Below are 25,955 nucleotides of genomic sequence, written 5' to 3'. Positions count from 1 at the left end.
GTGCTGACCCCACCGCCGCAAGACGGCCCTGGTGGCGCTCCGCCAGCCCCTTCACGCCAAACCCGCCCCGCGATCGCGCCTTGTTCAGCGCCCTCCTAGGACGGCTCCCCAGTGAAGGACGATGACGACCTTGAGTGCACACAGTCACGCCGAGATGGTCTGGAAGATCGCAGACCTGCTTCGCGGCCCGTACCGACCGAAAGAGTACGGGCAGGTGATCCTGCCGTTCACCGTGCTGCGCCGGATGGACTCTGTCCTAGAGCCGACAAAGAGCCAGGTGCTGGCCGCGTACGAGAACTACGCCGAAACCGGGGTGCCGCTGACAGCGGTTCTGCCGCAGGTCTCAGGCCAGCCGTTCTACAACACGTCCAGGTACACCATGGAGAAGCTGGGTGACCCAGACCATGTCCGGTCCAACCTGCTTGACTACGTCAACGGGTTCTCCGCGAACGTGCGTGACATCTTCGACGAGTTCGACTTCGCCGCCCAGGTCGAGCGGTTGGACAAACACGACTTGCTGCTCCTCGTGACGCGTGAGTTCGCCCGGCAGGACTTCTCCCCGGCGGTGGTTTCGAACGCTCAGATGGGCACGATCTTCGAACACCTGATCCTCAAGTTCGCTGAGTCGTCCAACGAGACCGCCGGGGAGCACTTCACCCCCCGTGAGGTGATCGAGCTCATGGTCGACCTGCTGTTCCAGCCGGACGCGCACGAGGACGGGCTGAACAACCCGAACGCGATCCGGTCCGTGTACGACCCCACTGCGGGCACCGGCGGCATGCTCTCGGTCGCGGACGAGCACCTGCGGGACCGGAACCCGACCGCGAAGCTGTCCCTGTTCGGGCAGGAGATCAACGCGTCGTCGTACGCGATCTGCAAGGCCGACATGGTCATCAAGGGCCAACCCGTCGACGCGATCATCCTGGGCAACACCCTCACCGACGACGGGCACGCCGACCGCACGTTCAACTACTGCCTGTCCAACCCCCCGTACGGGGTCGACTGGCGACCCTCTCAACGCGCCGTCGTGGAGGAAGCCAAGCTCGGGTTCGAAGGCCGATTTGGTCCCGGCCTCCCTTCGATCAGTGACGGGCAGATGCTGTTCTTGCTCCACCTGATCTCCAAGATGCGCCCCAAGAAGCAGGGCGGCGGCAGGGCCGGGATCGTCCTGAACGGGTCCCCCCTGTTCACCGGGAAGGCAGGGTCAGGAGAGTCGGAGATCCGACGGTGGATCATCGAGTCCGACCTGCTGGACGCGATCGTGGCGCTGCCGACGGACATGTTCTACAACACCGGTATCGCCACGTACGTGTGGATCCTCGACAACGACAAACCGGCCGACCGGCAGGGCAAGGTCCAGCTCATCGACGGGTCCGGTCTGTGGCACAAGATGCGCAAGTCCCTCGGGTCAAAACGGAAGCGCCTGGACCGGGACGACATTGACCAGGTTCTCGCCGCGTACGCCCGCCCGGACGAGGTCGACCCGGCGTTGACGAAGATCTTCGACAACGTCGACTTCGGGTACCGCACCATCACCGTCGAACGGCCCCTCCGCCTGAACTTCCAGACCACCCCCGAACGCATCGACACCGTCCTGGGCGACAAGACCATCGAGAAGGCACTCAGCGACGGCGACAGGGTGCTCCTGCGGTCCGCGCTCGAAGGCATGGACCCAGCCGCGGTGTGGAAGGACCGGGCCGAGTTCACCAAAGCACTCGGGAAGGAGCTCGGGAAGGTCGGGCTGCGCCTGTCCACGCCGCACCGAAAGGCCGTCATCGCCGCCCTCGGGGAACGCGACCAGACCGCGGAGAAGTGCCGCGACGGCAAGGGCAACGTCGAACCCGACCCGAAGCTCCGCGACACCGAGAACGTGCCCCTCGTCGAGGACATCCACGACTACTTCGCCCGCGAAGTCACCCCCCACGTGCCCGACGCGTGGATCGACGAGACGAAGACGAAGGTCGGGTACGAGATCCCGTTCACCCGCCACTTCTACACCTACACACCACCCCGACCCCTGACCGAGATCGACGCCGACGTCGAACGCGTCATCGCCCAAATCACCGCCCTCTTCCAGAAGGTCGAGCAGGCATGAGCACCGGGCTGCGTCTCAGGTTCGCGGTCAGCGAGCACGTTGACAAGACGGACGGCTCCCCAGAGCCATACCTCGGCCTTGAGGGCATCGTCGGCGCTGTCGGAGCCCTTGTGCAACAGGATCTGCCGCTCAAGGAAGCGACCGACTCGGTCCGGTTCCAATCGGGCGACGTGCTGTTCGGGAAGTTGAGGCCCTACTTGGCCAAGGCGTGGCACGCCGATCGTGACGGCACTGCGACGGGGGAATTGCTGGTCATGCGCCCCGGTCCAGAGGTAGACGGTCGCTACCTGACCTACCTCGCGCTCTCACGTGCGTGGCTGGAGTGGGCGGGCGTTTCTGCCTACGGAGCAAAGATGCCCCGGTCTTCCTGGGACGCCATGCGTGACTTCAGACTGCCCGCCTTCTCACTTGACCGGCAGCGGACTATCGCGGGCTTCTTGGATCGGGAGACGGCTGATATTGACGCGATGATCGCTAAGCAGGAGGAACTGGTTGGGTTGTTGGGTGAGCGGCGGTCGGCGGTCATCGCGCACGCCGTCACTAAAGGACTTAATCCCAACGCTCCGCTGAAGGACTCCGGCGTGGAGTGGCTCGGCGATGTGCCAGCGCACTGGGGAGTGAAGCGGCTGTCCTGGCTGTTCGGACTGATTTCCAGCGGCACGACGCCAGCCAATGAGGACCAGCTGGAAGACGACGGGGATCACTACTGGGTGACCACGAGCGAGCTCAGGGAACGCCCGATTCGGCATACTCGGCGCATGGTCTCGTCCGAGACCGTGGAGGCCCTCAGCCCGCTCAAGCTCTATCCGCCGGGGACTCTGCTCATCGCCATGTACGGCGCGACCATCGGCCGGCTTGGCATGTTGGAGGTCGAGGCATGCACCAACCAGGCATGCTGCGCCTTCGCTGAGGCGAAGGGTGTCCTCCCGGAGTTCGCCATGTACGCACTGCTGGCTGCCCGGGAACACCTGCTGGTGCTCGCATCGGGAGGCGGACAACCCAACATCAACCAAGACAAGTTGCGATCCCTACGCATCCCGGTCCCGCCCGTGGATGAGCAGGAGGCGCTGGTCCGACACCTGAAGGAGGTGCTCGACGACATGGACGCGGTCGTCGAGCGGACGCAGGAGTCGGTCGGCTTGATGCGGGAGCGTCGGGCGGCGTTGATCTCGGATGCGGTGACGGGCAGGTTGGACCTCGACACCTACGGGCGGGTTGAGCGGGAGGGTGTGGCGTGAGTCTGCACGAGGAGAAGACGTTCGAGGATGAACTGACGGCGCACCTGGGTGCGCACGGGTGGTTGTACTCGGAGAACGATCACGGGTACGACAAGGACCTGGGGCTGTTCCCGGAGGACGTGTTCGCCTGGCTGGAGGGGTCGCAGCCGGAGGCGTGGGAGAAGGTCGTCCGCCCGACCGACCCTGAGGCGGTGCAGGCTAAGTCGAAGGCTCGGGTGTTGGACCGGCTGGTGAGGACGCTCGATAAGCCGTTCGAGCATGGTGGGGGTGCGTTGAATGTGCTGCGGCGTGGGTTCAAGGAGCACCCGGCGACCTTCGCGATGTGTGAGTTCAAACCAGCAGACAACCTCAACCCGGCTGTGTTGGAACGGTACGGGAAGGTGCGGTTGCGGGTGGTCCGGCAGGTCCACTACTCCAAGCATCACAACGGGTCGATCGACTTGGTGTTCTTCGTGAACGGGATCCCGGTCGCGACCGCGGAGTTGAAGACGACGTTGACGCAGTCGGTCGGGGACGCGATCGCCCAGTACAAGCAGGACCGGGCCCCACATGCCCCGGGGAAGGGCGCCGAGCCGTTGTTGTCATTCGGGCGACGTGCCCTGGTGCATTTCGCGGTCGACACGGACGAGGTGTTCATGACGACCCGCCTCGCCGGGGAGAACACGAGGTTCCTGCCGTTCAACAAGGGCGACGGCCAGCGCGAGGGGAACCCGCCCAACCCGGACGGCTACCGCACGTCGTACTTGTGGGAGGAGACCCTGTCCAAGGACGTGTGGCTCACGATCCTGGGCAAGTTCATGCACCTGCAGGTGACCGAGACGGTCAACCCGGTCACCGACGTGAAGGAACGCTGCGAGACCTTGCTGTTCCCGCGCTATCACCAGTACCGGGCCGTGACCCGGCTGGTGGCGGCGGCACGGGAGGAAGGGGCGGGGCACCGGTATCTGGTGCAGCACAGTGCGGGGTCGGGGAAGACGAACTCGATCGCGTGGTTGGCGCACCGGTTGTCGTCGTTGCATGACAAGGATGACGAGAAGATGTTTGACTCGGTCATCGTGGTGACCGACCGGACGGTCCTGGATGACCAGTTGCAGGAGGCGATCTTCCAGATCGACCACAAGCAGGGCCTGGTCGTCCCGATCGGGGACCGGATCCACACCGGGACCACGGGCACGTTCACGTCGAAGTCGGAGGCCCTCGCGGATGCGTTGGAGCGGCGCGCGCCGATCATCATCGTGACGATCCAGACGTTCCCTTTCACGCTGAAGCAGATCAGCGAGTCCCAGGCCCTCCAAGGGCGTCGGTTCGCGATCATCGCGGACGAGGCACACTCGTCCCAGACCGGCATGGCCGCCGCCACGCTGAAGGAAGTCCTGTCCACGCAGGAGCAGGCGGATCTTGCTGATGGGGGTGAGGCGTCGTTGGAGGACGTGCTCGCGGTCACGATGGCGCAGCGGGCGAACCCGACCAACATTTCCTTCTTCGCGTTCACCGCGACCCCGAAGGGCAAGACCCTGGAGCTGTTCGGCCGGCCCGGACCGGACGGGACCCCAGGCCCGTTTGACCTGTACTCGATGCAGCAGGCCATCGCGGAGGGGTTCATCCTGGACGTGCTGCGGAACTACACGTCCTACAAGACCGCGTTCCGCCTCGCGCACAACGGGCAGGACTACGACAGTGACGAACTGGTCGACCAGTCCCAGGCGCTCAAGTCGCTCATGCGGTGGGTGAAGCTGCACCCGGAGACGATCGGGCAGAAGGTCCAGATCATCGTGGAGCACTTCCGGTCCAACGTCGCGGGCCTGCTTGACGGGAAGGCCAAGGCCATGGTGGTGACCGACTCCCGCAAGGCCGCGGTCCGGTACAAGCTCGCGATCGACAAGTACATCGAAGACCATCACTACAACGGCCTGGGCACCCTGGTCGCGTTCTCCGGTGAGGTCACCGACGCCGAGTCGGGGCCGGAGTCGTTCACCGAGACGAACATGAACGAGCTCAAGGGCCGGTCGGTCGCGGACGTGTTCCACAAACCTCAGTACCGGGTGCTGCTGGTCGCGAACAAGTACCAGACCGGGTTCGACCAGCCGTTGTTGACGGCGATGTACGTCGACAAGAAGCTCTCCGGCGTGACCGCGGTGCAGACCCTGTCAAGGTTAAACCGGACCGCGACCGGGAAGGACAACACGTACGTCCTGGACTTCGTGAACGACCCCGACGACATCCTCAAGGCGTTCCAGCCGTACTACCAGCAGGCGGCCTTGTCGGACGTGACCGACCCGAACATCGTCCACGACCTGGCAGACAAGCTCGACCAGGCAGGCATCTTCACCCCCGAAGACATCGAAGCGACCGCCCAAGCATGGTGGGTCACGAAGACCCAGGCCGCGTTGAAGGCGGCGTTGGACGTGCCGAAGGACCGGTTCAACCACGCCTACGACCAAGCCCTTGACGAGAAGGACAAGGGCGAGGTCGAACGGCTCGAACTGTTCCGCAAGGACGTGACCAGCTTCGTCAACGCCTACGACTTCCTCTCCCAAATCATCGACTTCCAGGATGTCGACTTGGAGAAGCGGGCCGTGTTCCTGCGGCTGCTCTCCAGGGAGATCACCGACCGGAACCGGCACCAGGTCATCGACCTGTCCGAGGTCGTCATGACGCACTTGGCCACGAAGGATCACGGCACCCACACGCTCAAGCTTGGCGACAGCCCCGACGAGGACAAGCTCAACCCGTTGACCGCGACCGGGTCCGGGGCCGCCCGCGACCCGAAAATGGTCCGCCTCGCCGCCGTCCTCGAACAACTCAACACTCTCTTCGAAGGCACCGGCCTGTCCGACGAGGACGCCCTGTCCGTGTACGAGGACGTCATGCGCAAGATGCTCGACAAGGACGCGCTGCGCGACCAGGCCAAGTCCAACACCCGCGTCGACTTCTACGACTCACCCGACCTGTGGCCCACCATCCAGACCGCCGTCCTCGAAGCCGGCGACTTCCACACCAAGGGCGTCACCAAACTCCTCGACGAGGACAACAAAGCCCAAGTCATCAAAACCCTCGTCGCCGGTGCCCTTTACGAGATGCTCCGCGGCGAAGCTCAGTCTGCGTGAGCGGATGCCCTGGATCGCCCGTGCAGGTGCGGGCGACGCCGGGCTGGCGACCCGATAGAGGTCGACAGGCTGGCTATCTGATCGTTACGAGTCCTCTAGCAACCAACGCACGAACCGCCCCGGGTCCCTCACGTGCTGAAGGTGGACCCGTTGCTGCCCCATGAGGACTTCCCGCATGGACATAGCCGTCTGAGTCGTGCATTTCTTTGTGCGGACGGCCAACCGCACAAGGTCCCAAGTCGTAATGCAGTGGACCTGGACGTTGTGGGACACCGCCCGATCGGGCACCTTTCTGTCATCCGTCACGAACACGGACTCGATGCGGCGGCAGTCAATGATCGCCAGGGTCTCTGACTCTCCTAGATGCTTCCTTGGGCCGTCACCTGGTTGACGGAAGTAGGCTTGGTGCCCCGTGATCTCCAGGTGCTCCTTCGTGCCGTTGGGGACGAGGGGCGTGCCGAAGATCGTGTGCGCGTCCAGCATCTTCGGTAGGTCCCAGTCCTGTGCCTGGTCGTTGCACTCCGTGGCGACTGATGCTGTCCAGGAGGCGCGTCCGTTCACCAGCTCTGCAAGGAGTTCCATCTGGTCGCACAGGGCGAAGTTGATCAGGACGGTGGTGTCGGGAAAGACGAGCGGCACCCTCACGAGGCTAGCTGAGGATCTTCTCCAGGTCCGCGGGAGCCATGCTCTTGGGGGCCTCGGGTGCGTCGACCTCTAGCGCATCCTCGGCGACCCCCAGCATCCAGGCGAGCGTTCCCTTGCGTGCGGATCCTTCTGCGATGCGGTCCAGGTGTGCCTCCTGGATCCACAGTGGGAAGTGTCGCGCCGACGCGGCCTGGATGCGTTCCGTGATCTCGTCCCGCATGGTTGCCCCAGTCCAGTGACGCCGCAGAAGGGCCTGCGTGGTCAACTGCAACAGGCTGTTGACTTGCTGGCTGACGGCAACTCGCAAGTTGGTAAGCCGTGTTGACAGCGCTTGAGTGGACACGCCCAGGACCCACACCTGGTCAGCGAGTTCCTTTGGCGTCATGCTCGCCCAGTCCAGGGAGTCCATCAGGGCCTGCGGCAGCAAGAGCTCGGCGGCGAACTTGTTCGCCTGCCGTTCGTACTCTTCAACGTCCTTACCGTCGGCCGCGATGACGTCCGCGTGGCCGAGGACGTGATGGGCGAGTTCGTGGGCCATGTCCCAGTTCTCTCGGAACCAGTTCCCCTTAGCGGGGATGGCGATCACCGCACGCTCACCTACGCAGAACGAGTAGGAGGTTGTGAGTTCGGGGACTCGAACCACGTCGATGCCGCAACGCCCCTCTAGCCGCTCCAGCATGACTCGGACGAAGTCATCTCCGAGACGCTCACGCGCTTCGGCCAGGTCGGTAGGAACCGTCGATGGCTGGGCTGCACACTCGCCTGCCTGGTGGTAGGCCAAGGCGATGTCATCAAGGACTTGCCGGTCCTGATGGTAACTGTCCACGGAGCGCTCGCGGGTGTCCCGATCGTAGGCATGGCGCGCTGCGGGGACCAGGCGTCGGGGGTCAGGTTCGCCGGTGATGAGGTAGTGGACGTCCTGGTTCAAGACGTCTGCCAGGTTGGCCAACTCGATCGCGGAGAAGCCTCGTTCTCCCTTCAGGGCACGGGAGAACGCGTCGGGTGTCATGCCGACACTCGCCGCGACTTCCTTCTGGGTCGTCCCTGATGGCAGTACCTGGGAAACTCTGGCTCCGATCCCCTTACTCATCTAGTCAGCCTAGCGCGCTGTTGGGATTTTCCCAACTACTGGCGGGCATGTCGAGGAGCCAGGGCTGGCCCTTGGGTGGTCATGCGCCCGGACCGTCGGGGAGGATGATCGTCCCCTCGTCGCGCACGTCGAGGATGGAGCGTTGCAGGTCGTAGATGATCGCCTCAACGTTCGTCACCCACGACCAGAGGGCCATCTCCTCGTACAGTTGGGGTCGCGCTCGGGAGCGGGCCCACTTATCGTAGTCGCCGTGTAGGTAGCTGCCATACAGGACATCGAGCGTAATGTCGTCGGCGTGGTCGTATGGGCCGCCCGCGCCGTCCCCGAACGCGGCACTCCCCGCGTTGCCCCCCCCCCCCCCCCCCCGCATCTCCGACCGGATCTGTTCGTTGCGTTCGGGCATGAGAGCGTCGAGGGACTGAACAACCCGGACAACCGTCACGTGGTCGTTCGCGGACACGAGCTTCCGGAGGGCGAACGCCCTGAGTAGACGGTGCCAGTGGTCCGCGGGATCCCTTGGAACCCCCACAGTGAACTCCACTGTGACCGGAAGGACGCTAGCGAGGACGCGATAGTCCTCGACCAAGTCTAAGAAGAGGAGCAGCCGGGCCTCGTGGCTGGGCGGTGCGCTCTTGGACACACGCGGAGCCTACGCCCGCACGGACGCGCCGACTCAGCCGGTGACCGGCCACGGCATGGTGTCCGCAAACGTCCATCGTGCTGCGTGGCGGCTCCCGAGCCTACCTGCGAGTCTCGACTCGCCCCAGGAAGAAGGCATCGGCCTCTTCAATGTCGTGAATGATCTTCGCTTCGGGCACGCCCACGGCTCGTGCAAGGTCGATGCTGGCCAGCATCCTGAGCTCTACGTTCGCAGTCAGATCGAAGGCCCGTTCCCGAAGCGCGCGGTAATAGTCGTGCTGTGCCGTGATCCGCAGGTACTCCGCCTGGAGTTCCCCGTCCAGTCCAGAGATGTACTTCGCGATCTCGGCCTCGCGTGCCTCGATGGTCGCTGCCTCAGCTCTGTTCAGAGAGCCCTTCCCCTGGCTGAGGATTACGTTCGCGGCGATCGACCCGACGACCGCCCCCAGGATCGGAATGGGGATGACCATCTGCCCGAGTGCCGCACCGACGGCTGCGCCTGTCGCGTCCAAGGCGTTGAACAGGGCGAGGTCTGCGAACTCGTCGTCGTCGACCTTCCCCGCGCGAAGGTTCAGGGTTGCAGCTGCTAGGCCGATCGCCCCCGACGCGACGGCAGCGGCTGCTGGCGCACTCATGCCGCAGACATTGGTCAGCCCGTAAATGGACAGGCCCGTGACCCCGCCCTTCGCGCTGCCTTTCGCAGTCTCGACCCCGGCAGCCTTCCAGTCCTCCCGTCCGAACTCCCACAGCTTCACGCCGTCCTTGTGCCGTTGGTATGCGAACATTACGAACGCGAGCCCGCCGTGGACCGCTGCCCCGGTGGCCGCAACCTGGCCGGCTTCGGCCCACGATGCCTGCGCCTGCTGTGCGGCGTGAGCTCGTTTCGCGTTCGCGTCGTCACGAACCTGGCGACGCTGTTCCGACGCTCGATCTTGAAGGGACTGTGCGCGAGAATCCAGCGTGTCCCGGAACGTGCCGACCTGCACGTCCGCGTAGTCCAACTTGGAGGCCCTCATCCACTCCGTGTAGGGCCCGCCGCGCTGCGCGCTCTCGTTCTCGATGAGTTCGCGGATCGCGCGAACCTGGCTCATTTTCAGTGGCGTGCCACCGACCTCGATGTGGGTCTCGCCCCGCATGATCCTGTCGAAGACCTCGACGTGGTCCTTGGGGAACATCATCTTCATGCCGTGGTAGCCCGCGGACGTGCGAATCTCGTTTCCCAGATCGGCGTAGAACTTCATCTGCACGGATGACTTTCCGACATGCAGATCCGCCGGACCGTTGTTTGCCCAGACAGTCGTGAGTACGCGGGTCCCATCAATGGCGCGTTCGGCGTTCGTGATGCCGGTCTCCGCGAACTCTGCAATGAAGCCGTGCACTCCCCTGGACCCTCCGCGGTTCACTGCCACGATCGCTTCGGCTCTGAGGCGCGCCACGTCCACGTGTCCGAGGGCCCTTGCCTCACGGGCGGCGACCTGGGCCAGTCCGTCCGTCTCGTGGGTCAGGATCTTCGCGGCGTTCTCGGCGAAGTCAGCCAACCGCATGGATTCCAGGAATCGGGCGTGCGCCCCGATCCCCTGCGCGACGACGCGGTCCGCAGCGCTACTCGTCGGCATCGACGCTGAGTTCCTTGTTCACGAGCTCGGCAAGGACGAGGTTCCCGTTGACCAGCATGGCTGCCCCCTTGCGCTCCGCCTCCGAGAAGGACCGGTAGTCGGCGTCGGGAACACCCTTGGAGAGGCGCTTTAGCTCAGCCATCTGGCTGCGCGTAAGTTCGTCGAGCGAGGAGATTTCAGCGATGACGCGGTCGAACCGGCGGATCGCCGCCTCGATCTCCATCCGTTCGTTGTCTGACTCGGCGGCGGCGGACTTGTTCTTGGTCGCAGTACGGACACCGACTCCAACTGACACGGCACCTGCGGCTACCGCGATCGCCCAGCCAACCGGGCCGGCCAGGGCAAGCAGCGTCCCCCCAGCGGCCATCCCACCTCCCCCTGCGGCGAGCGCTCCCCCGCCGAGCCACGCAAGTGCCGCATTGGTCGCGGCAGCTCCGGACAGGCTCGCGATGGCGGTACCCGTCGACGCAACACCGAACGTTGTCGCAACGCTCATCGCCGCCGTGGGCCCCATGGTGGCGACAGCGACGCCCAGAGCACCGAGAGAAGCGCCCGCAGCGCTTCCCTTAGCCTCACGCTTAGCCTGCTTCACTACCTTCTCGATCGCGCGCTGCTTGCCCTCGAAACTCTTGATCTCGGCCCTCGTAAGCGCCACCGCTGCCTTGAACTCCCGGGGGGTGTGCGCGAGAGAGTTGATCTTTCCGGTCACTGCCTCAACCGTCTGGACCGCGTCGAGACGTACCCTGTAAAGATCTTCCGCCCCCGTCTCGAACTTCTTGGCCGTCGCGACATAACGCTCGACGGCAGCGTTGAAGTTCTCTACCGCGCGCTTCCGCACCTTCGAGTTGTACATCCGCGACTTCCATCTCCCGGGAACTCCGCCCGTGCCGTGCCGACCGTCTGCGCACTCGGGTGTTCTGCGTCTACAAGGTCCGTGGTGGAGCCTGCATGTGGCAAGTATGGCCCAGCCCACCGACAACCCACGAGAGATCCTCGTCTCTCGGCCCTCACAGAGGACCGAGATGACCCGGACAGCCACCATCAACACGGACGACCGTGCCGAGTTCTTCTTCGGCCTGGCTGTGGTCCTGGCCGCGCACAGGCAGTCGGGCCGGAGGCAGGCGACCCACGGACTGGAGGCTCGGCCTCCCCACGCACGCACGCCAGCCTCGCCAGGCTGCGGGGGGTGTGCCATTCTGCTTCTCGAGCCTGTGCCATCGTCCTGAACAGCCTGGGATCGTCCCAGGTCAGACCCTTTTGTGAAGGTCCCGCCCACCGCCTAGGGTCGTCGGTATGCAGACCCGTCGCCTGGGCCCGTTCACCGTCTCCGCCATCGGCCTGGGGGCGATGCCGTTCTCGCTGGGCAAGGACCCGCAGCCCAGCGAGGAGCAGGCGATCGCCACGGTGCACGCCGCCCTCGACGCGGGGGTGACCTACATCGACACGGCCGACATCTACGCGCCCAGCTGGGACCAGATGGGGCACAACGAGCGGGTCGTCGCGAAGGCGCTCCAGGGCTACGGCGACACCAGCCACGTCGTTGTCGGCACCAAGGGCGGCATCACCCGCGCCGAGGGCGAGCAGTGGGGTCGCGACGGGTCACCGGCATACCTGAGGGGTGCCGTCGAGGCCTCGCTGCGCGCGCTGCAGGTCGAGACCATCGACCTCTACCAGTGGCACCGCCCCGACCGCTGGCGGGTCTACGGCGAGGTGATCCAGACCTTCAAGGAGCTGCAGGACGAGGGCAAGATCAGGGCTGTCGGCATCTCCAACGCCGACGTCGAGGAGATCGAGGTGGCGCTGGAGGTGCTCGGCGAGGGCGGGCTGGCCTCGGTGCAGAACGAGTTCTCCCCGCGCTTCCGCTCCAGCCGCGACGAGCTCGAGATGTGCGGTGAGCACGGGATCGCCTTCCTCCCCTGGAGCCCGCTCGGCGGCACCGGGTCGGCGAGCGACGTCGGGGTGACCTACCCCGCCTTCCACGAGATCGGCACTGAGCGCGGCGTGAGCCCGCAGCAGGTGGTGCTCGCCTGGGAGCTGAGCCTGGGCGAGCACGTCATCCCGATCCCCGGCGCCAGCGGCCGGAGTCGATCACCGACTCGGTGCGCGCCGCCGACCTGCAGCTGACCCGGGACGAGCTCGACCGGATCGAGGGTCAGTTCCGCTGATTCACCCCCTCTTGGGTCCTCGCCTACTGTGGGAGGCATGAGCCAGGGACCGGACGACGAGGTGGACCGCATCGTCGCGGCCTGGGGCGCGAGCGCCCGGACCTGGACGTCACCCCGCTGGAGGTGCTCTCCCGGGTCTCCCGCCTGTCCAGGCATCTCGACCTGTCCCGGCGGCACGCGTTCAGCACCCACGAGCTGGAGTCGTGGGAGTTCGACGTGCTCTCGGCCCTGCGCCGCGCCGGTGAGCCCTACGAGCTGACCCCCACCCAGCTGGTGCGGCAGACCCTGGTCACCAGCGGCACGATGACCAACCGGCTCGCGCGGCTGGAGGGACGCGGCTTCGTGGACCGCGCTGCGTCCGCGGCGGACCAGCGCTCCAAGCTGGTGCGGCTGACCGTCGAGGGTCGGGACGTCGTCGACGCGGCCCTGGCCGACCTGGTGACCGACGAGCGACGGCTGCTGCAGGGGCTCTCACCGCAGCGTCAGACCGAGCTCGCCCAGCTCCTCAAGGGGCTGCTCGCGCCGTTCGACTGACGCTCGGTGGGGGTCGAGCCCACCACGCGCGAGGCCCGGTGGGGACGTGGTCAGAGAGTGGTTGACTGAATGTTCAGTCAATGCCACGCTGAACACATGGTCAGCCACGCGACCGACGAGACCCCCGCCGAGCCAGGGCTCGAGCGCATCCTCACCACGGCGATCGACCTCTTCGGCCGGCACGGGGTGAAGGCGACCAGCGTCCGCGCCATCGCCGAGCAGGCCGGCGTGTCCCCACCGCTGGTCATCCATCACTACGGCTCCAAGGAGAAGCTGCGGGAGGCCTGCGACGACCGGGTGCTCGCCTTCATCCGCGAGTCCAAGGCCGAGACCATGCGCGCCGGCCTCGGCGGCCCGCCGATCCAGGTCGACACCCGCGTGGCGCAGGCACGACCGGCGTTGCGCTACCTCGCCCGGACCCTCTCCGAGGGCAGCCCGCGGCTGGACGAGTTCGTCGACGACCTCGTCGAGGACGCCGTCGGCTACACCGCCCAGGGCGTCGAGACCGGCCTGGTCCTGCCCAGCGCGAACCCACGGGCCCGGGTGGTCATCCTGACCCTCTGGTCGCTCGGCGCGCTGGTCCTCCACGAGCACATGCAGCGACTCCTCGGCGAGGACCTCATCGGCGAGGGCAGCACCGACCTCTACACCCAGACGATGCTCGAGCTCTTCTCCGAGGGGCTCCTCACCGAGCGGGCGAAGCAGGCCTTCATCTTCTCGGGCGACACCGACGACACCACGGAGGAGACCGCATGAACACCACCGTCAGTCCCGTGATCGAGACCAACGCCCTGGTCAAGACCTTCGGCAGCACCCGTGCCCTCGACGGCCTCGACCTGTCCGTCGCCCCGGGCGAGGTCCACGGCTTCCTCGGCCCCAACGGCGCCGGCAAGTCCACGACGATCCGCGTCCTGCTCGGACTGCTCCGGGCCGACGGCGGCACGGCACGCCTCTTCGGCGCCGACCCGTGGGACGACGCCGTGGCGCTGCACCACCGGCTGGCCTACGTCCCCGGTGACGTCGAGCTGTGGCCCAACCTCACCGGAGGTGAGGCCATCGACCTCTTCGCCCGGCTCCGGGGCACGCTCGACAAGGCCCGCCGCAGCGAGCTGTGCGAGCGCTTCGACCTGGACCCCACCAAGAAGGCCCGCACCTACTCCAAGGGCAACCGGCAGAAGGTCGCGCTCATCGCCGCCCTGGCCTCCCCCGTCGACCTGCTGCTGCTCGACGAGCCCACGGCGGGTCTCGACCCGCTGATGGAGCTGGTCTTCCAGGACTGCATCCGCGAGGCCCGCGACGCCGGGACCACCGTGCTGCTCTCCAGCCACATCCTGGCCCAGGTCGAGGTCCTCGCCGACCGTATCTCCATCGTCCGCGCCGGCCGGGTCGTCGAGACCGGCAGCCTGGACGACCTGCGCCACATGACGCGCACCACGATCGTGGCGCGCACCGACCGCCCGGCCGACGGTATGGCCTCGCTCACCGGCGTCCACGACGTCACCACCGAGGACGACCAGGTGCGGCTCGAGGTGGACGGCGAGCACGTCGGCCCGGTGGTCAGCCGGCTCGGCGAGCTGGGGGTCCGGTCGATCACGGCCCACCCGCCGACGCTGGAGCAGCTGCTCGTGAGCCACTACGGCGAGCAACGACAGGCGACGTCCGGCGGGGCTGAGGGCAACCACTCGCGGCGCTCGGTCGAGGAGGGGGCCACGCGATGAGCACCGCCATCCGCGACCACGACGCCTCGGCCAGCCGCCCACCGACCGACCGGAGCGGACCCGCCCACGGGGCGCCACGGCATACCCGCGGCAGCGGCACGCTCGCCGGGACCGGCACGCTGGTGCGCTTCATGCTGCGGCGCGACCGGATCAAGCTGCCCGCCTGGGTCGCCGGGCTGGGCCTCTTCGTCATCTACATCGGTGCCGCGCTGCCCCAGGTCGCGCCCACCGAGGCCGACCTCGCGGCCGCGAGCCCGTTGCTGCGCCAGCCGATCGGCCGCATGTTCGCCGGCCCGGCCTACGGCATGGACCCGCCGAGCTACGAGACCTTCTTCGCCGGCGGCTACACGCTCTACCTCTACCTGCTCGCCGCGCTCATGAACATCCTGCTGATCTCCCGGCACACCCGGGTCGAGGAGCAGAGCGGCCGCGCCGAGCTGGTGCGGGCCAACGTGACCGGCCGGCACGCCCGGCTCACCGCGGCGCTGGTCGTGGCGGTGATCACCAACCTCGCGGCGGCGGTCGCGGTCACCGCGATGGCGCTCGCCAACGACTTCGCCACGACGGGCTCGCTGCTGGTCGGCGTCGGGGTCGCCCTGACCGGTATGACGTTCGCCGGGGTCAGCGCGGTCACCGCGCAGCTCTCGGAGTACTCCCGCTCCGCCTCGGGCCTGGCCGGTCTCGTGCTGGGGGTCTCCTTCGCGCTCCGCGCCCTGGGCGACATGGCTGCCGAGGGCGGCAGCACGCTGTCGTGGTTCTCCCCGCTGGGCTGGGCCAGCCAGACCGCCCCCTACGTGCTCGACCGCTGGTGGCCGCTGCTGCTGTCGGTCGGCCTCGCGGCGGCGACCACGGCGCTCGCCTTCGGGCTGCAGGACCGGCGTGACCTGGGCGCGGGGCTGCTGGCCGCGCGTCCCGGCCGCGGCGAGGCGGGCCCGGCGCTGGGCACGGTCTGGGGTCTCGCAGCGCGGCTGCAGCGCGGCCCGGTCCTGGCCTGGGGCTTCGCCATCGCCGTCCTCGGGGTGGTCGACGGGCTCTTCACCCAGGTGATGCTGGACTCGGCCGAGAACATGCCCGACGCGCTGCAGCAGGTCTTCGGCGCGGGCGAGCTCGCCGCCGGATACCTGGCCTTCCTCTCGGTCTTCAGCGGCTATCTCACGGCCGCCTTCATCGTGTATGCCGTGCAGGGCCTCAAGGCGGAGGAGGACTCCGGCCGGGCCCAGGCGGTGCTCGCCACGCCGACCGGCCGCACCGCCTGGGGCCTGTCGCACGTGCTGGCGATCGGCCTCGGGGCCGTGGCCGTCATGCTCGTCACCGGCCTGCTCGTCGGCGTCGCGGCGGCCGGGGTCACCGGCACCGGTGCGCTCGTCGGCGACGGATTCCTCGCCCACGTCAACACGCTGCCCGCGGCGCTCGTCACCCTGGGGATCTGCACGCTGCTCGTCGGCTGGGCACCGCGGCTGCTGGCTCCGGTCGGGTGGGCCCTGGTCGGCGTCATGATCTTCGTCGGCAACTTCGCGACCCTCCTGGAGGTGCCGGACTGGGTGCTCGCGCTCTCCCCGCTGCACCACATGGCTCAGGTGCCGGTCGAGCCGGTGCAGTGGCTGCCGCTGCTCTGGCTCGGGCTCATCGCGGTCGTGGCGGCGGCCCTCGGTCTGGTCGGTCTGCGCCGCCGGCAGATCAGCGCCCGGAGCTGAGACCCCGGCGCGCGCGGAGACTCCTGGCCGGGGCTGAGCGCGTGATAGGCCCGGGCCATGGCTGAGGTGCACCGCTGGGGATCCTCCGCACGCACCGCTGCCCTCGCGGTTCGTCCTGGGCGCCGGCGCGGCAGCCGCCACCGGCACGGCTGTGCTGCGTCGACCGCTCGCCTCCGTCCTCATCCTGCTGGTCTTCCTCCCCCCGGCCGTCCTGGTGCCGATGGTGACCGGCGCCGCCGTGGCGGCGTCGGTGACCCAGGCCCTCGGCGAGCGCGCACCGCAGCCACCGGCACCGACGCACTGACGTCTCGGGACGCGGCTACGCCTCGGCCACCTCGGAGGCCTCGAGCCACTCGGTCTCGAGCGCCTCCTCCTGCGCGGTGAGCTCGGCGTCGCGGGCGGTCAGCCGGGCCAGCTCGTCGGGATCGGTCGCCACGGCGGCCATCTGCTCGTGCAGCCGCTGCTGCTGGGTATGCAGCCGGTCCAGGGCCTTCTCCACCCGCGCCAGCGTCTTGCGGGCCTCGCGCACCTGGGCCGGGCTGCGCGACGAGGAGCCAGACCCCGACCCACCGGCGGCCGGTCCGCCCACCCGCGCCGCGGTCGGCGTGCCCGAGGGGGACGCCGCAGACCCCCTGGTCCGGCCGGCCGAGCTCATACCCTCGCGAAGCCGGAGGTATTCCTCCACGCCGCCCGGCAGGTCCCGCAAGCTGCCGTCCCCGAGCAGCGCCACCTGCCGGTCGGTCATGCGCTCCAGCAGGTAGCGGTCGTGGGAGACGACGAGCAGGGTCCCGGCCCATCCGTCGAGCACGTCCTCCATCGCGGTGAGGGTGTCGATGTCCAGGTCGTTGGTCGGCTCGTCCAGCAGCAGCACGTTGGGCTCGTCCATGAGCAGCCGGACGAACTGCAGCCGCCGCCGCTCCCCGCCGGAGAGATCCCCGACCCGCGACTGCTGCCGCCCGCCGGAGAAGCCCAGCCGCTTGGCCAGCGAGCTCGCGCTCACCTCCTTGCCCCCGATCACCGTGAACGATCGCACCTCGGTGATCGCGTCGATGACCGACCAGCCGGCGACCCGGTCCAGCTCGCGCAGCTCCTGTGACAGGCACGCCATCCGCACCGTCTTGCCGGTCTTGAGCTTGCCCGCGGCCAGCGGGTGCTGGCCCAGCAGCACCCGCAGCAGGGTCGACTTGCCCGCGCCGTTGACGCCGACGACGCCATATCGGTCGCCCGGTCCGATCCGCCAGGTGACATCGGTGAGCAGGTCGCGCTCCCCCACCCGCACGGTGGCGTCGAGCAGGTCGAGGACGTCCTTGCCGAGCCGGGTCGTCGCGAAGCGCACCAGCTCGACGCTGTCCCGGGGCGGCGGCTCACCCTGGATGAGCTCGGTCGCCGCCTCGATGCGGAACTTCGGCTTGCTCGTGCGCGCGGGCGCTCCCCGGCGCAGCCAGGCCAACTCCTTGCGGGCGAGATTCTCCCGCCTCTCCTGGGTCACCCGGGCGACGCGCTGCCGCTCGACCTTGGCCAGGACGTAGGCGGCATACCCGCCCTCGTAGGTGTGGACCTCGCCATCGGCGACCTCCCAGGTCAGCGTGGAGACGGCGTCGAGGAACCACCGGTCGTGGGTGACGACGACGAGCGCGCCGCCCGGTCTCGGCCGCCGCCCCGAGAGGTATGCCGCGAGCCAGGCGACCCCCTCGACGTCCAGGTGGTTGGTCGGCTCGTCGAGGACGAGCAGGTCGGGGTCGGCCACGAGGAGCGCGGCGAGGGCGAGCCGGCGCCGCTCCCCGCCGGAGAGCGGACCGACGCTCGCCTCCCACCCGCCGACGGCGCCGGCGCTGTCGCCGAGCAGCCCGTCGATGACGTGCCGGACCCGCGCGTCGCCGGCCCACTCGTGCTCGTCGAGGTCGCCGAGGACGACCTGGCGCACCGCCGCGTCCGGGTCGAGCACGTCGGTCTGGCTGAGCATGCCCACGGTGACGTCGCCGGTGCGGATGACCCGGCCGGCGTCGAGCGGCCGGTCCCCGGTGAGCACCGAGAGCAGCGAGGTCTTGCCCCCGCCGTTGCGGCCGACCACGCCGATGCGGTCCCCGTCGAGCACGCCGACGGAGACCTCGTCGAGGAGCACCTGGGTGCCGGCGAGCAGGTGGGCGTCGGCGAGGGTGACGAGGCTGGCGGGCGGCCTCCCCGCCATCAGCCGATCACCGGGCCGAGCGGGCCGGAGCGGTCGGTGTCGGGGCGGGCGCGCGGCGGCTCGGGGCTGCTGCGCTGGTGGATGATCTGCGCGCCGGGGACCGGGCCGACGGCCCGCTCGATGTCGCCGGTGGGGCCGTTGGCGGCGAGGCCGACGGACAGGTCGATCGCCTCGGTCTGCGACCCGACGAGGAAGGCCACCGTCGGTCCGGAGCCGGAGACGATGCCCGCGCGCGCACCGAGGTCGAGCCCGGCCGAGAGCGCCTCGGCCAGGACCGGTTCCAGCGAGATCGCGGCCTCCTGCAGGTCGTTGTGCAGCGCCGCCGCCACCTCGTCGGTGTCCATCCGGCGCAGCGCCGTCATGAGCTCACCGCTCGGCTCCGGCGGGCCCGGCGTCACCCCGGCCTCCTCGCGGAGCCGGTCGCACTCGGCATACACCTGGGGGGTGGACAGCGAGAGCCCCTCGCCGGCCCACAGCACCCAGTGCAGCTCGCCGCGCGCGAGCACGGAGGTGACCTGCTCGCCGCGCCCGCTGCCCATCGCGGTGCCGCCGTGCAGCAGGAAGGGGATGTCCGAGCCGAGGCTGGCGCCCATGAGCTCGAGCAGGTCGTTCTCGAGGTGGTCCAGCCCCCACAGCTCACGGCACCCGACAAGGGTGGCCGCGGCGTCGGCGCTGCCCCCGGCCATGCCGCCGGCGACGGGGATGTGCTTGTCGATGTCGATGCGCACCGGGTCGACCTTGGCCTTGCGTGCGCGGCGCTTGGCGAGGGTCCTGGCCGCGACGAGGGCGAGGTTGCTGTCGTCGGTCGGCACGTGCTCGCCCCAGGGCCCGGTGACGTGCACCGACCAGGAGTCGGCCGGCTGCACGCTGACGGTGTCGTAGAGGCTGACGGCATGGTAGACGGTGGACAGCTCGTGGTAGCCGTCGTCGCGCAGCGGGCCGACCGACAGGCCCAGGTTGATCTTGCCGGGCACCCGGACGGTCACCGTCTGCGCCTGCGTGCCCAACGTCATGGCTTCACCCTATGGTGTCGGCTCGAGGAGCGCGTCAGGGGCGCTGACCTGCGGCTTCGGCGATGCGGGCGAAGTCGGCGACGGTCAGCACCTCGCCGCGCGCCCGGGGGTCGACCCCCGCCGCCCGCAGGTATGCCTCCGCCTGCGCCGCCGACCCGGCCCACCCCGCGAGCGCCGCGCGCAGCGTCTTGCGGCGCTGTGCGAAGGCCGCGTCGACGACGGCGAAGACCTGCTCGCGGGTCACGTCCACCGGCGGCGGGTCCCGGCGGACCATGCGCACCAGGCCGGAGTCGACGTTGGGCGCGGGCCAGAAGACGCTGCGGCCGATCCGCCCGGCGCCGGTGACGTCGGCATACCAGGCGGCCTTGACGCTGGGCACGCCGTAGACCCTGCCGCCGGGCGCCGCGGCGAGCCGTTCGGCGACCTCGAGCTGCACCATGACGAGCACGGTCCAAAGCGTGGGCACGTTCGCGAGGAGGTGCAGCACGACGGGGACGGCGACGTTGTAGGGCAGGTTGGCGACGAGGGCGGTGGGCTGCGGGTCGGGCAGGGTGTCGACCCGCAGGGCGTCGGCGTGCAGCACCGTCAGCCGGCCGGCCAGGTCCGGGGCGTGCTCGGCGACCGTCTGCGGCAGCTGGGCCGCGAGCGCCGGGTCGATCTCCACCGCGGTGACCTGGCGCACCTGCGCGAGGAGGCCCAGGGTGAGCGAGCCCAGCCCGGGCCCGACCTCCAGCACGACGTCATCGGTGCCGACGTCGGCGGCGCGGACGATGCGTCGGACGGTGCCCTTGTCGATGACGAAGTTCTGCCCCCACTGCTTGGTCGGCCGGATCCCGAGCCGGGCCGCCAGGTCACGCACCTGCGCCGGCCCCAGCAGCGCGGCGTCGGTCCCGCCGGTGTCGCCCTGCGCACCGGAGGACGGCCTGCGGGTCGGTCGCTCGCTCACGCCCGGCATCCTCTCACCCGACGTCCCACCCCGACCTCTCCGCACCGGGGTGCTCCGCCAGGCTCGGAGGCACCCTGAGCCTCCTCTCGCCGGGGCGCGCGAGGTTCTGCCACGCTGGTGCTGGTGCCGCTCCTGACCTCCGCCAGGCCGAGGCGGCACGTCTCCTGGGCTTGCGCGTCGCCTCACCAGGGGCCGTAGACCGCCTCGCTGGTCGCCGAGAGGGCCTCGCACAGCTGCGGCACGGAGGTGTTGAGCGTCGCCGCCATCGCCCGCACCGTGAGCGGGACGAGGTAGGGCGCGTTGACCTGGCCGCGGTGCGGCGTCGGGGTGAGGTAGGGCGCGTCGGTCTCGACGAGCAGGTGCTCGACGGGCGTCACCGCCAGGGCGTTGCGCAGGTCCTTCGCGCTCTTGAAGGTCACCGTGCCCGCGAACGACAGGTAGTAGCCGCGCCGCACGCACTCCCTCGCCATCTCCATGTCGCCGGAGAAGCAGTGCAGCACCGTCTTCTCCGGTGCGCCCTCCTCGGCGAGGATGCGCAGCACGTCGTCGTGGGCGTCCCGGTCGTGGATCTGCAGCGCGAGGCCGAGCTGCTTGGCCAGGGCGATGTGCCGGCGGAAGGAGTGCTGCTGCGCGGCGACGCCCTCTTCGCCGGTCCGGAAGTAGTCCAGGCCGGTCTCCCCGATCACCCGGATCCGGGTATGCCCCGCCAGCGCGCCGATCTCGTCGATCACCGCGTCGAGGTCCCCGGCGGCCTCGTGACCGGGGGCCTCGTTGGGGTGGATGGCGACGCCGCCGAGCAGGGCCGGGTGCTCGTCGACGACCTGCGCCGTCCACCGGGCCGACTCGATGTCGCAGCCGATCTGCACCAGCCGGTCCACCCCGACGGCGGCTGCCTCCCGCACCACCTGCTCGACGGGCAGCAGCTCGGCACCCTCCCGGCGGCTGTCGAGGTGGCAATGGTTGTCCGCCACCGCGATCGGCAGCGGGTCAGGAGCCGGCGGCCGGTCGGCCAGCCGCTCGTCACTCACCGCACGACCGTCACTCACCGCACGACCTGCCGCGGCGACGCCATCATCGACCTGGGCAAGGTTGTGCACCCGATGCGCCCTTCTCGACCGTGCTTCCGGTGCAGAGCCTCGCCCAGGTCGGGCCGGCGGTGCAGAGCCTTGCCCAGGTCGGGCCGGCGGCGCGCGGGCGTCATACCGCGGCGCCGGCGGGCTCGTCGACCAGCCCCAGCCGGGCCCGCTCCTCCTCGACCACCGAGGGGTCGAGCTTGGTGAAGATCGGCGACGGCTTGGCCACCGGCGCACCCACCTCGACCGGGCGGTGCTCCCAGCGCGGCGCGGCGGAGTAGTCGCCGGTGATCACCGGGTAGTCCGGCCGCGAGCTGTCGTCGAGGTCGGCGACCGTCTCCAGCCGCGGCATCGGCTGGAAGTCGCCCTCGCCGCCGAGCGCCCGGTGCACGGCGGTCGAGCTGTGCGGCAGGTAGGGCGACAGGATCGTGTTGAGGTCGACGACGACCTGCGCGAGGGTGTGCAGCACCGTCGCCAGGCGCTCGCGCTGGTCGTCCCCCTTGAGCTTGAAGGGCTCCGTGGTCGAGACGTAGGCGTTGGCCTCACCGACCAGCCGCATCGCCTCGGCCAGCGCCGCCTTCTGCTTGTGGGTCGCGATGAGCCCGCCGACCGTGCCGAAGCCCTCACGGACCTGGTCGAGCAGGGCCCGGTCGACGTCCTTGAGGTCACCGGGCTCGGGGATCTCGCCGAAGTTCTTCGCGATCATCGAGGCGGTCCGGTTGACCAGGTTGCCCCAGCCCGCGACCAGCTCGGTGTTGGTCCGCTTGACGAACTCGGGCCAGGAGAAGTCGGAGTCGGCCGTCTCCGGCGCGGCGGCGGAGAGGAAGTAGCGCAGCGCATCGGGCTGGTAGCGCTCCAGCACGTCGCGGACGTAGATGACGACGTTGCGCGAGGTGGAGAACTGCCGACCCTCCATGGTGAGGAACTCGCTGGAGACCACCTCGGTCGGGAGGGTGAGCTCGCCGAACGGACCGGTCTCGCCACCCTTGCCGCCCTGCCCGTTGTGGGCCAGCATCTCGGCCGGCCAGATCTGGGAGTGGAAGGTGATGTTGTCCTTGCCCATGAAGTAGTACGTCAGCGCGTCTGCGCCGTTCCACCACTCGCGCCAGCGCTCGCCCTGGTCGCCCGGCAGCCTCCGGGCCCACTCCACCGATGCGGACAGGTAGCCGATGACGGCGTCGAACCAGACGTAGAGCTTCTTCGTCGGGTTCTCCCGCCAGCCGTCGAGCGGGATGGTGATCCCCCAGTCGATGTCCCGGGTGATCGGCCGGGGCCGGATCTCGGAGAGGATGTTCTGCGAGAAGCGGATGACGTTGGGCCGCCACAGCCCGCTGGCCTCGCGCCCGTCGAGCCACTCCCCGAGCGCGTCCGCGAGCGCCGGCAGGTCGAGGAAGAAGTGCTGCGTGTCGCGGAACTCCGGCGTCTCGCCGTTGATCTTGGAGCGCGGGTCCTTCAGCTCGGCCGGGTCGAGCTGGTTGCCGCAGTTGTCGCACTGGTCGCCGCGCGCCTCGGCATACCCGCAGATCGGGCAGGTGCCCTCGATGTAGCGGTCCGGCAGCGTCCGGCCGGTCGAGGGGCTGATCGCGACCTGCTGGGTCTGCTCGATGAGGTAGCCGTTGCGGTGGCAGGCGAGGAACATCCGCTGCACGACGTCGTCGTGGTTGGCGGTCGTGGTGCGGGTGTAGAGGTCGTAGGACACCCCGAGCGCGGTGAGGTCGGCCGCGATGAGCGCGTGGTTGGTGTCGATGAACTCCTGCGGGCTCTGCCCCGCCTTGTCCGCCTGCACCAGGATCGGCGTCCCGTGCTCGTCCGAGCCCGACACCATGAGCACCTCGTGCCCGGCCATCCGCATGTAGCGGCTGAAGACGTCGGAGGGCACCCCGAAGCCGGCGACGTGACCGATGTGGCGCGGGCCGTTGGCATACGGCCAGGCGACCGCGGACAGGACGTGACTCATGGGTCACCAGTCTAGGTGCGCCCCGGCGGGCACCCTCCCCGTCCCGGCGTCGTCCCGGGCACGGGCGGCGTTCGTTCGGGGCGCGGGCGGCGATCGGCCGGGGCGCGGGCGGCGATCGGCCTCCGGTGCTCACGCAGGTCACGTGAGCCACACCCGTCGCAGGAGGCGGGGAAAGTCACCGATGCCGCCGGTATTTCTCCGTCATCCGTGCAGATCCCCGCACGGGGATGCGCGAGTGACCCCTGGGATCTCCGTGACGTGCCGAGTCCGGTATGCCGTCGCGCCGCTCCTCCGGCACCGCCGCTCAGTCGCCGAGCGGGACCACCTGGACGTCAGTGAGCCCCAGGGGCTCGGGGTCGCGCGCTCCTCCTGGCACCGTGCCGACATCGGTGACCTGCGCCTGCTCGGTCGCCGACAGCTCGGGAAGTCCCAGGACGGTCACCGGCCGGCCGTCGACGAGCTCGCGCACCCGTACCGAGGTGGCGGCCTCCCAGCGACCACCCGCGTCGTCGCCGATGCGGACGGCGACCTCCCCCGCGCGAGGCTCCCAGCCGCCGACCACGACGAGGGTGCCGCCAGCCACCGGCAGCAGGACGGCCCGTCCGTCTGCCAGCTCCTCCTCGACCGACAGCGCCTCGGTGCTGGACCCTTGATCCAGCCACAGGAAGCCCTCGACGGTGGATCTCCAGGTGACCGGCGGGTCTCCGACACCGGCCTCGGTCGCCTGGGCATGGACGTAGGACGTGAGCGCCTGCCGCTCCCCGTCGATGACCACCTCGACCTCGGGCGTCGCGGTCCCGTCGCCGACGGCGACCAGGACCTGGTGCCCCGTCAGCTCCGCCGATGCACCCTCGACCCCGCCCCCTGCCAGGACGGCCTCGGCGTCAGGCGGGATGAGGGACACCACCCACGGGGCCGGGCCGTCACCACCACTGATGCTGCCGGCGCCGCCGTGGACGGCATCCACGTCGATGCGGTCTGCGTCGTCCGGTCCGTGGACACCCCACAGGCCCGCCCGCTGGTCCAGGAAGACCACGAAGCGACGTTCCTCCACCGCGAGCTCCAGGGACGGGACGTCGCGGCCATCCAGGGTGGTGACCGCGCCCTCGGTCATGACGTACAGCTCTGCGGGGTCCCCGGACCCCACCCCTGCCGACGCGGCGTACCCGATGCTCGTCCCGCCACTCTCGGCAGCGCCGCCGGTGCACAGGAGGCACTGGCCTCCCCAGGCCACCTGACCTCCGGTGTCGTCCTCGGTGTGAAGCCAGACCGCGACCGTCAGCCCGTCCGTGCGGAACATCTGGATGTCTCCCGGCCCGTCCTGCGCCTCCAGCGGCTCGGGCAGGACCACCCCGTCTCGCGAGAGACGAGCTCCGGATGCGGCTTCCCGTCCACGTCCGCAGCTCGGCACTCCAGGAGGTCTCACCCGACAGCCCGAAGAGGCGGCCGTCCAGGTCGACGTCCGACCAGGTGACCTCGGCCGGTGCCGTGGTCGGGTCCTCGCCGAACGGTGCGACCGCCCACCCGAGCCACAGCACTCCCGCCGCGGTGAGCGCCGACGCGACAGCGGCGACCCGACGACCACGACGGATCCTGCCGCCCCGACGCACCACGTCCTCGCGGGACACGTGCAGCGGTGGGGCGTGGCCGCCGGCCCGGTCCAGCAGCGCCACGACCTCGTCGATGTCCTGACGAGCCTCAGTCATGGGACTCCACTCCCTCCAGCAGGTCGCGCAGCGCGCGGCGACCGTTCATGGCGTACTTCTTGACGCTGCCGACGCCCACGCCCAGCGTGCGCGCGGTCTCGGCCTCGGAGAGGTCCAGGTAGTGCCGCAGCACGACGCACTCGCGCTCCCGCCGCGGCAGCCGGGCCAGGGCCCGCACGAGGTCGACCGACATCGGGTCGTCAGACGTGGCCCGCTCGGGCACCGCGTCGGTGAGCACCTCGCGGCGCCGCTTGCGCCAGCGGTCGGTGTGCAGGTTGACGATCGTCCGCCGGGTGTAGGCGGCAGGGTTCCCGCGACGCACGCGCGACCAGCGGGCATACGTGCGCGCCATCGCCTCCTGGACGAGCTCCTCGGCCACGTGCCCGTCGCCGGTCAGCATCCAGGCCGCGCTGAGCAACCGCGAGGAGCGGGAGTCGAAGAACTCCGCGAACTCTTGCTCGTGCGTGGACCGCATACCGCCTCCTGCTCGACACCCTGTCATCCCCTCAACGGCCCGGAGGGCCGGGAGGT

General features: G+C 69.2%; 20 protein-coding genes and 1 pseudogene. 9 read left to right on the top strand and 12 right to left on the bottom strand.

What is annotated here, in order from left to right:
• Positions 1 to 130 precede the first annotated feature (130 nt).
• Genes BJF80_RS02040 through BJF80_RS02030 form a run of 3 tightly spaced genes read left to right on the top strand, consistent with a single transcriptional unit; the run spans position 131 to position 6,440 of the window.
• Complete coding sequence (locus tag BJF80_RS02040) at positions 131 to 2,095, top strand: type I restriction-modification system subunit M (RefSeq protein WP_414899268.1); 1,965 nt, start codon at positions 131 to 133, stop codon at positions 2,093 to 2,095.
• Positions 2,092 to 3,333, top strand: a complete 1,242-nt coding sequence (locus BJF80_RS02035; RefSeq protein ID WP_083673401.1) for a restriction endonuclease subunit S — start codon at positions 2,092 to 2,094, stop codon at positions 3,331 to 3,333. The genes BJF80_RS02040 and BJF80_RS02035 overlap by 4 nt, the downstream gene beginning before the upstream one ends.
• The gene (locus BJF80_RS02030) at positions 3,330 to 6,440 is read left to right on the top strand and encodes a type I restriction endonuclease subunit R (protein ID WP_075811040.1); all 3,111 of its coding nucleotides are present in this window, start codon (positions 3,330 to 3,332) and stop codon (positions 6,438 to 6,440) included. The genes BJF80_RS02035 and BJF80_RS02030 overlap by 4 nt, the downstream gene beginning before the upstream one ends.
• Positions 6,441 to 6,524: 84 nt before the next feature.
• Here the strand turns inward: BJF80_RS02030 and BJF80_RS02025 are convergent, their stop codons facing one another.
• From BJF80_RS02025 to BJF80_RS02005, 5 genes are all read right to left on the bottom strand, one after another.
• A complete protein-coding gene (locus BJF80_RS02025) occupies positions 6,525 to 7,079 on the bottom strand; it encodes a hypothetical protein (RefSeq protein WP_143553934.1) in 555 nt (184 codons plus the stop codon).
• Between the two features lie 10 nt (positions 7,080 to 7,089).
• Entirely contained in the window at positions 7,090 to 8,175 is a 1,086-nt protein-coding gene (locus tag BJF80_RS02020) for a helix-turn-helix domain-containing protein (protein ID WP_075811038.1), read from the bottom strand.
• A 79-nt stretch (positions 8,176 to 8,254) separates the two neighbouring features.
• Entirely contained in the window at positions 8,255 to 8,815 is a 561-nt protein-coding gene (locus BJF80_RS02015) for a hypothetical protein (RefSeq protein ID WP_075811037.1), read from the bottom strand.
• A 100-nt stretch (positions 8,816 to 8,915) separates the two neighbouring features.
• Positions 8,916 to 10,352: a hypothetical protein gene (locus BJF80_RS02010; protein ID WP_143553933.1), complete on the bottom strand. Its 1,437-nt coding sequence runs from the start codon at positions 10,350 to 10,352 to the stop codon at positions 8,916 to 8,918.
• Positions 10,353 to 10,416: 64 nt separating this feature from the next.
• Positions 10,417 to 11,283, bottom strand: a complete 867-nt coding sequence (locus BJF80_RS02005) for a hypothetical protein (RefSeq protein ID WP_075811035.1) — start codon at positions 11,281 to 11,283, stop codon at positions 10,417 to 10,419.
• 440 nt (positions 11,284 to 11,723) lie between these two features.
• Here BJF80_RS02005 and BJF80_RS02000 point away from each other — a divergent pair.
• The 6 genes and pseudogenes from BJF80_RS02000 to BJF80_RS18675 all read left to right on the top strand — a co-directional run bounded on the left by BJF80_RS02000 (position 11,724) and on the right by BJF80_RS18675 (position 16,845).
• Positions 11,724 to 12,595 (top strand): annotated as a pseudogene (locus BJF80_RS02000) (aldo/keto reductase).
• A 123-nt stretch (positions 12,596 to 12,718) separates the two neighbouring features.
• Positions 12,719 to 13,129 carry a MarR family winged helix-turn-helix transcriptional regulator gene (locus tag BJF80_RS01995; RefSeq protein ID WP_321166330.1) on the top strand — a complete coding sequence of 137 codons (411 nt, stop codon included), beginning with the start codon at positions 12,719 to 12,721 and terminating at the stop codon, positions 13,127 to 13,129.
• A 96-nt stretch (positions 13,130 to 13,225) separates the two neighbouring features.
• The gene (locus tag BJF80_RS01990) at positions 13,226 to 13,885 is read left to right on the top strand and encodes a TetR/AcrR family transcriptional regulator (protein ID WP_075811034.1); all 660 of its coding nucleotides are present in this window, start codon (positions 13,226 to 13,228) and stop codon (positions 13,883 to 13,885) included.
• Complete coding sequence (locus tag BJF80_RS01985; RefSeq protein WP_075811033.1) at positions 13,882 to 14,847, top strand: ABC transporter ATP-binding protein; 966 nt, start codon at positions 13,882 to 13,884, stop codon at positions 14,845 to 14,847. The genes BJF80_RS01990 and BJF80_RS01985 overlap by 4 nt, the downstream gene beginning before the upstream one ends.
• A complete protein-coding gene (locus BJF80_RS01980) occupies positions 14,844 to 16,541 on the top strand; it encodes an ABC transporter permease (RefSeq protein WP_075811032.1) in 1,698 nt (565 codons plus the stop codon). The genes BJF80_RS01985 and BJF80_RS01980 overlap by 4 nt, the downstream gene beginning before the upstream one ends.
• A 151-nt stretch (positions 16,542 to 16,692) precedes the next feature.
• Positions 16,693 to 16,845, top strand: a complete 153-nt coding sequence (locus tag BJF80_RS18675; RefSeq protein ID WP_158068375.1) for a hypothetical protein — start codon at positions 16,693 to 16,695, stop codon at positions 16,843 to 16,845.
• Positions 16,846 to 16,860: 15 nt separating this feature from the next.
• Here BJF80_RS18675 and BJF80_RS01975 read toward each other — a convergent pair whose 3' ends face one another.
• From BJF80_RS01975 to BJF80_RS01945, 7 genes are all read right to left on the bottom strand, one after another.
• On the bottom strand, positions 16,861 to 18,729 hold the full coding sequence (locus BJF80_RS01975; protein ID WP_075811031.1) for an ABC-F family ATP-binding cassette domain-containing protein: 1,869 nt from the start codon (positions 18,727 to 18,729) through the stop codon (positions 16,861 to 16,863).
• Entirely contained in the window at positions 18,729 to 19,742 is a 1,014-nt protein-coding gene (locus BJF80_RS01970) for a 4-(cytidine 5'-diphospho)-2-C-methyl-D-erythritol kinase (protein ID WP_075811030.1), read from the bottom strand. Before BJF80_RS01970 ends, BJF80_RS01975 begins: the two co-directional genes overlap by 1 nt.
• 34 nt (positions 19,743 to 19,776) lie before the next feature.
• On the bottom strand, positions 19,777 to 20,619 hold the full coding sequence (gene rsmA, locus BJF80_RS01965) for a 16S rRNA (adenine(1518)-N(6)/adenine(1519)-N(6))-dimethyltransferase RsmA (RefSeq protein ID WP_075811045.1): 843 nt from the start codon (positions 20,617 to 20,619) through the stop codon (positions 19,777 to 19,779).
• Positions 20,620 to 20,870: 251 nt separating this feature from the next.
• The gene (locus BJF80_RS01960; protein WP_075811029.1) at positions 20,871 to 21,716 is read right to left on the bottom strand and encodes a TatD family hydrolase; all 846 of its coding nucleotides are present in this window, start codon (positions 21,714 to 21,716) and stop codon (positions 20,871 to 20,873) included.
• Between the two features lie 169 nt (positions 21,717 to 21,885).
• Positions 21,886 to 23,718: a methionine--tRNA ligase gene (gene metG / locus BJF80_RS01955; RefSeq protein ID WP_075811028.1), complete on the bottom strand. Its 1,833-nt coding sequence runs from the start codon at positions 23,716 to 23,718 to the stop codon at positions 21,886 to 21,888.
• Between the two features lie 304 nt (positions 23,719 to 24,022).
• Positions 24,023 to 25,069 carry a hypothetical protein gene (locus BJF80_RS01950; protein WP_075811027.1) on the bottom strand — a complete coding sequence of 349 codons (1,047 nt, stop codon included), beginning with the start codon at positions 25,067 to 25,069 and terminating at the stop codon, positions 24,023 to 24,025.
• Positions 25,070 to 25,416: 347 nt separating this feature from the next.
• A complete protein-coding gene (locus tag BJF80_RS01945) occupies positions 25,417 to 25,899 on the bottom strand; it encodes a SigE family RNA polymerase sigma factor (RefSeq protein ID WP_158068453.1) in 483 nt (160 codons plus the stop codon).
• Positions 25,900 to 25,955: the final 56 nt, after the last annotated feature.

It is taken from the genome of Serinicoccus sp. CUA-874 (assembly GCF_001942225.1).
In the GTDB taxonomy this organism is placed as follows: Bacteria; Actinomycetota; Actinomycetes; order Actinomycetales; family Dermatophilaceae; genus Ornithinicoccus; species Ornithinicoccus marinus.
The sequence above is the reverse complement of the archived record's forward strand: the minus strand, read 5'-3'. Positions and strand labels throughout refer to the sequence as shown.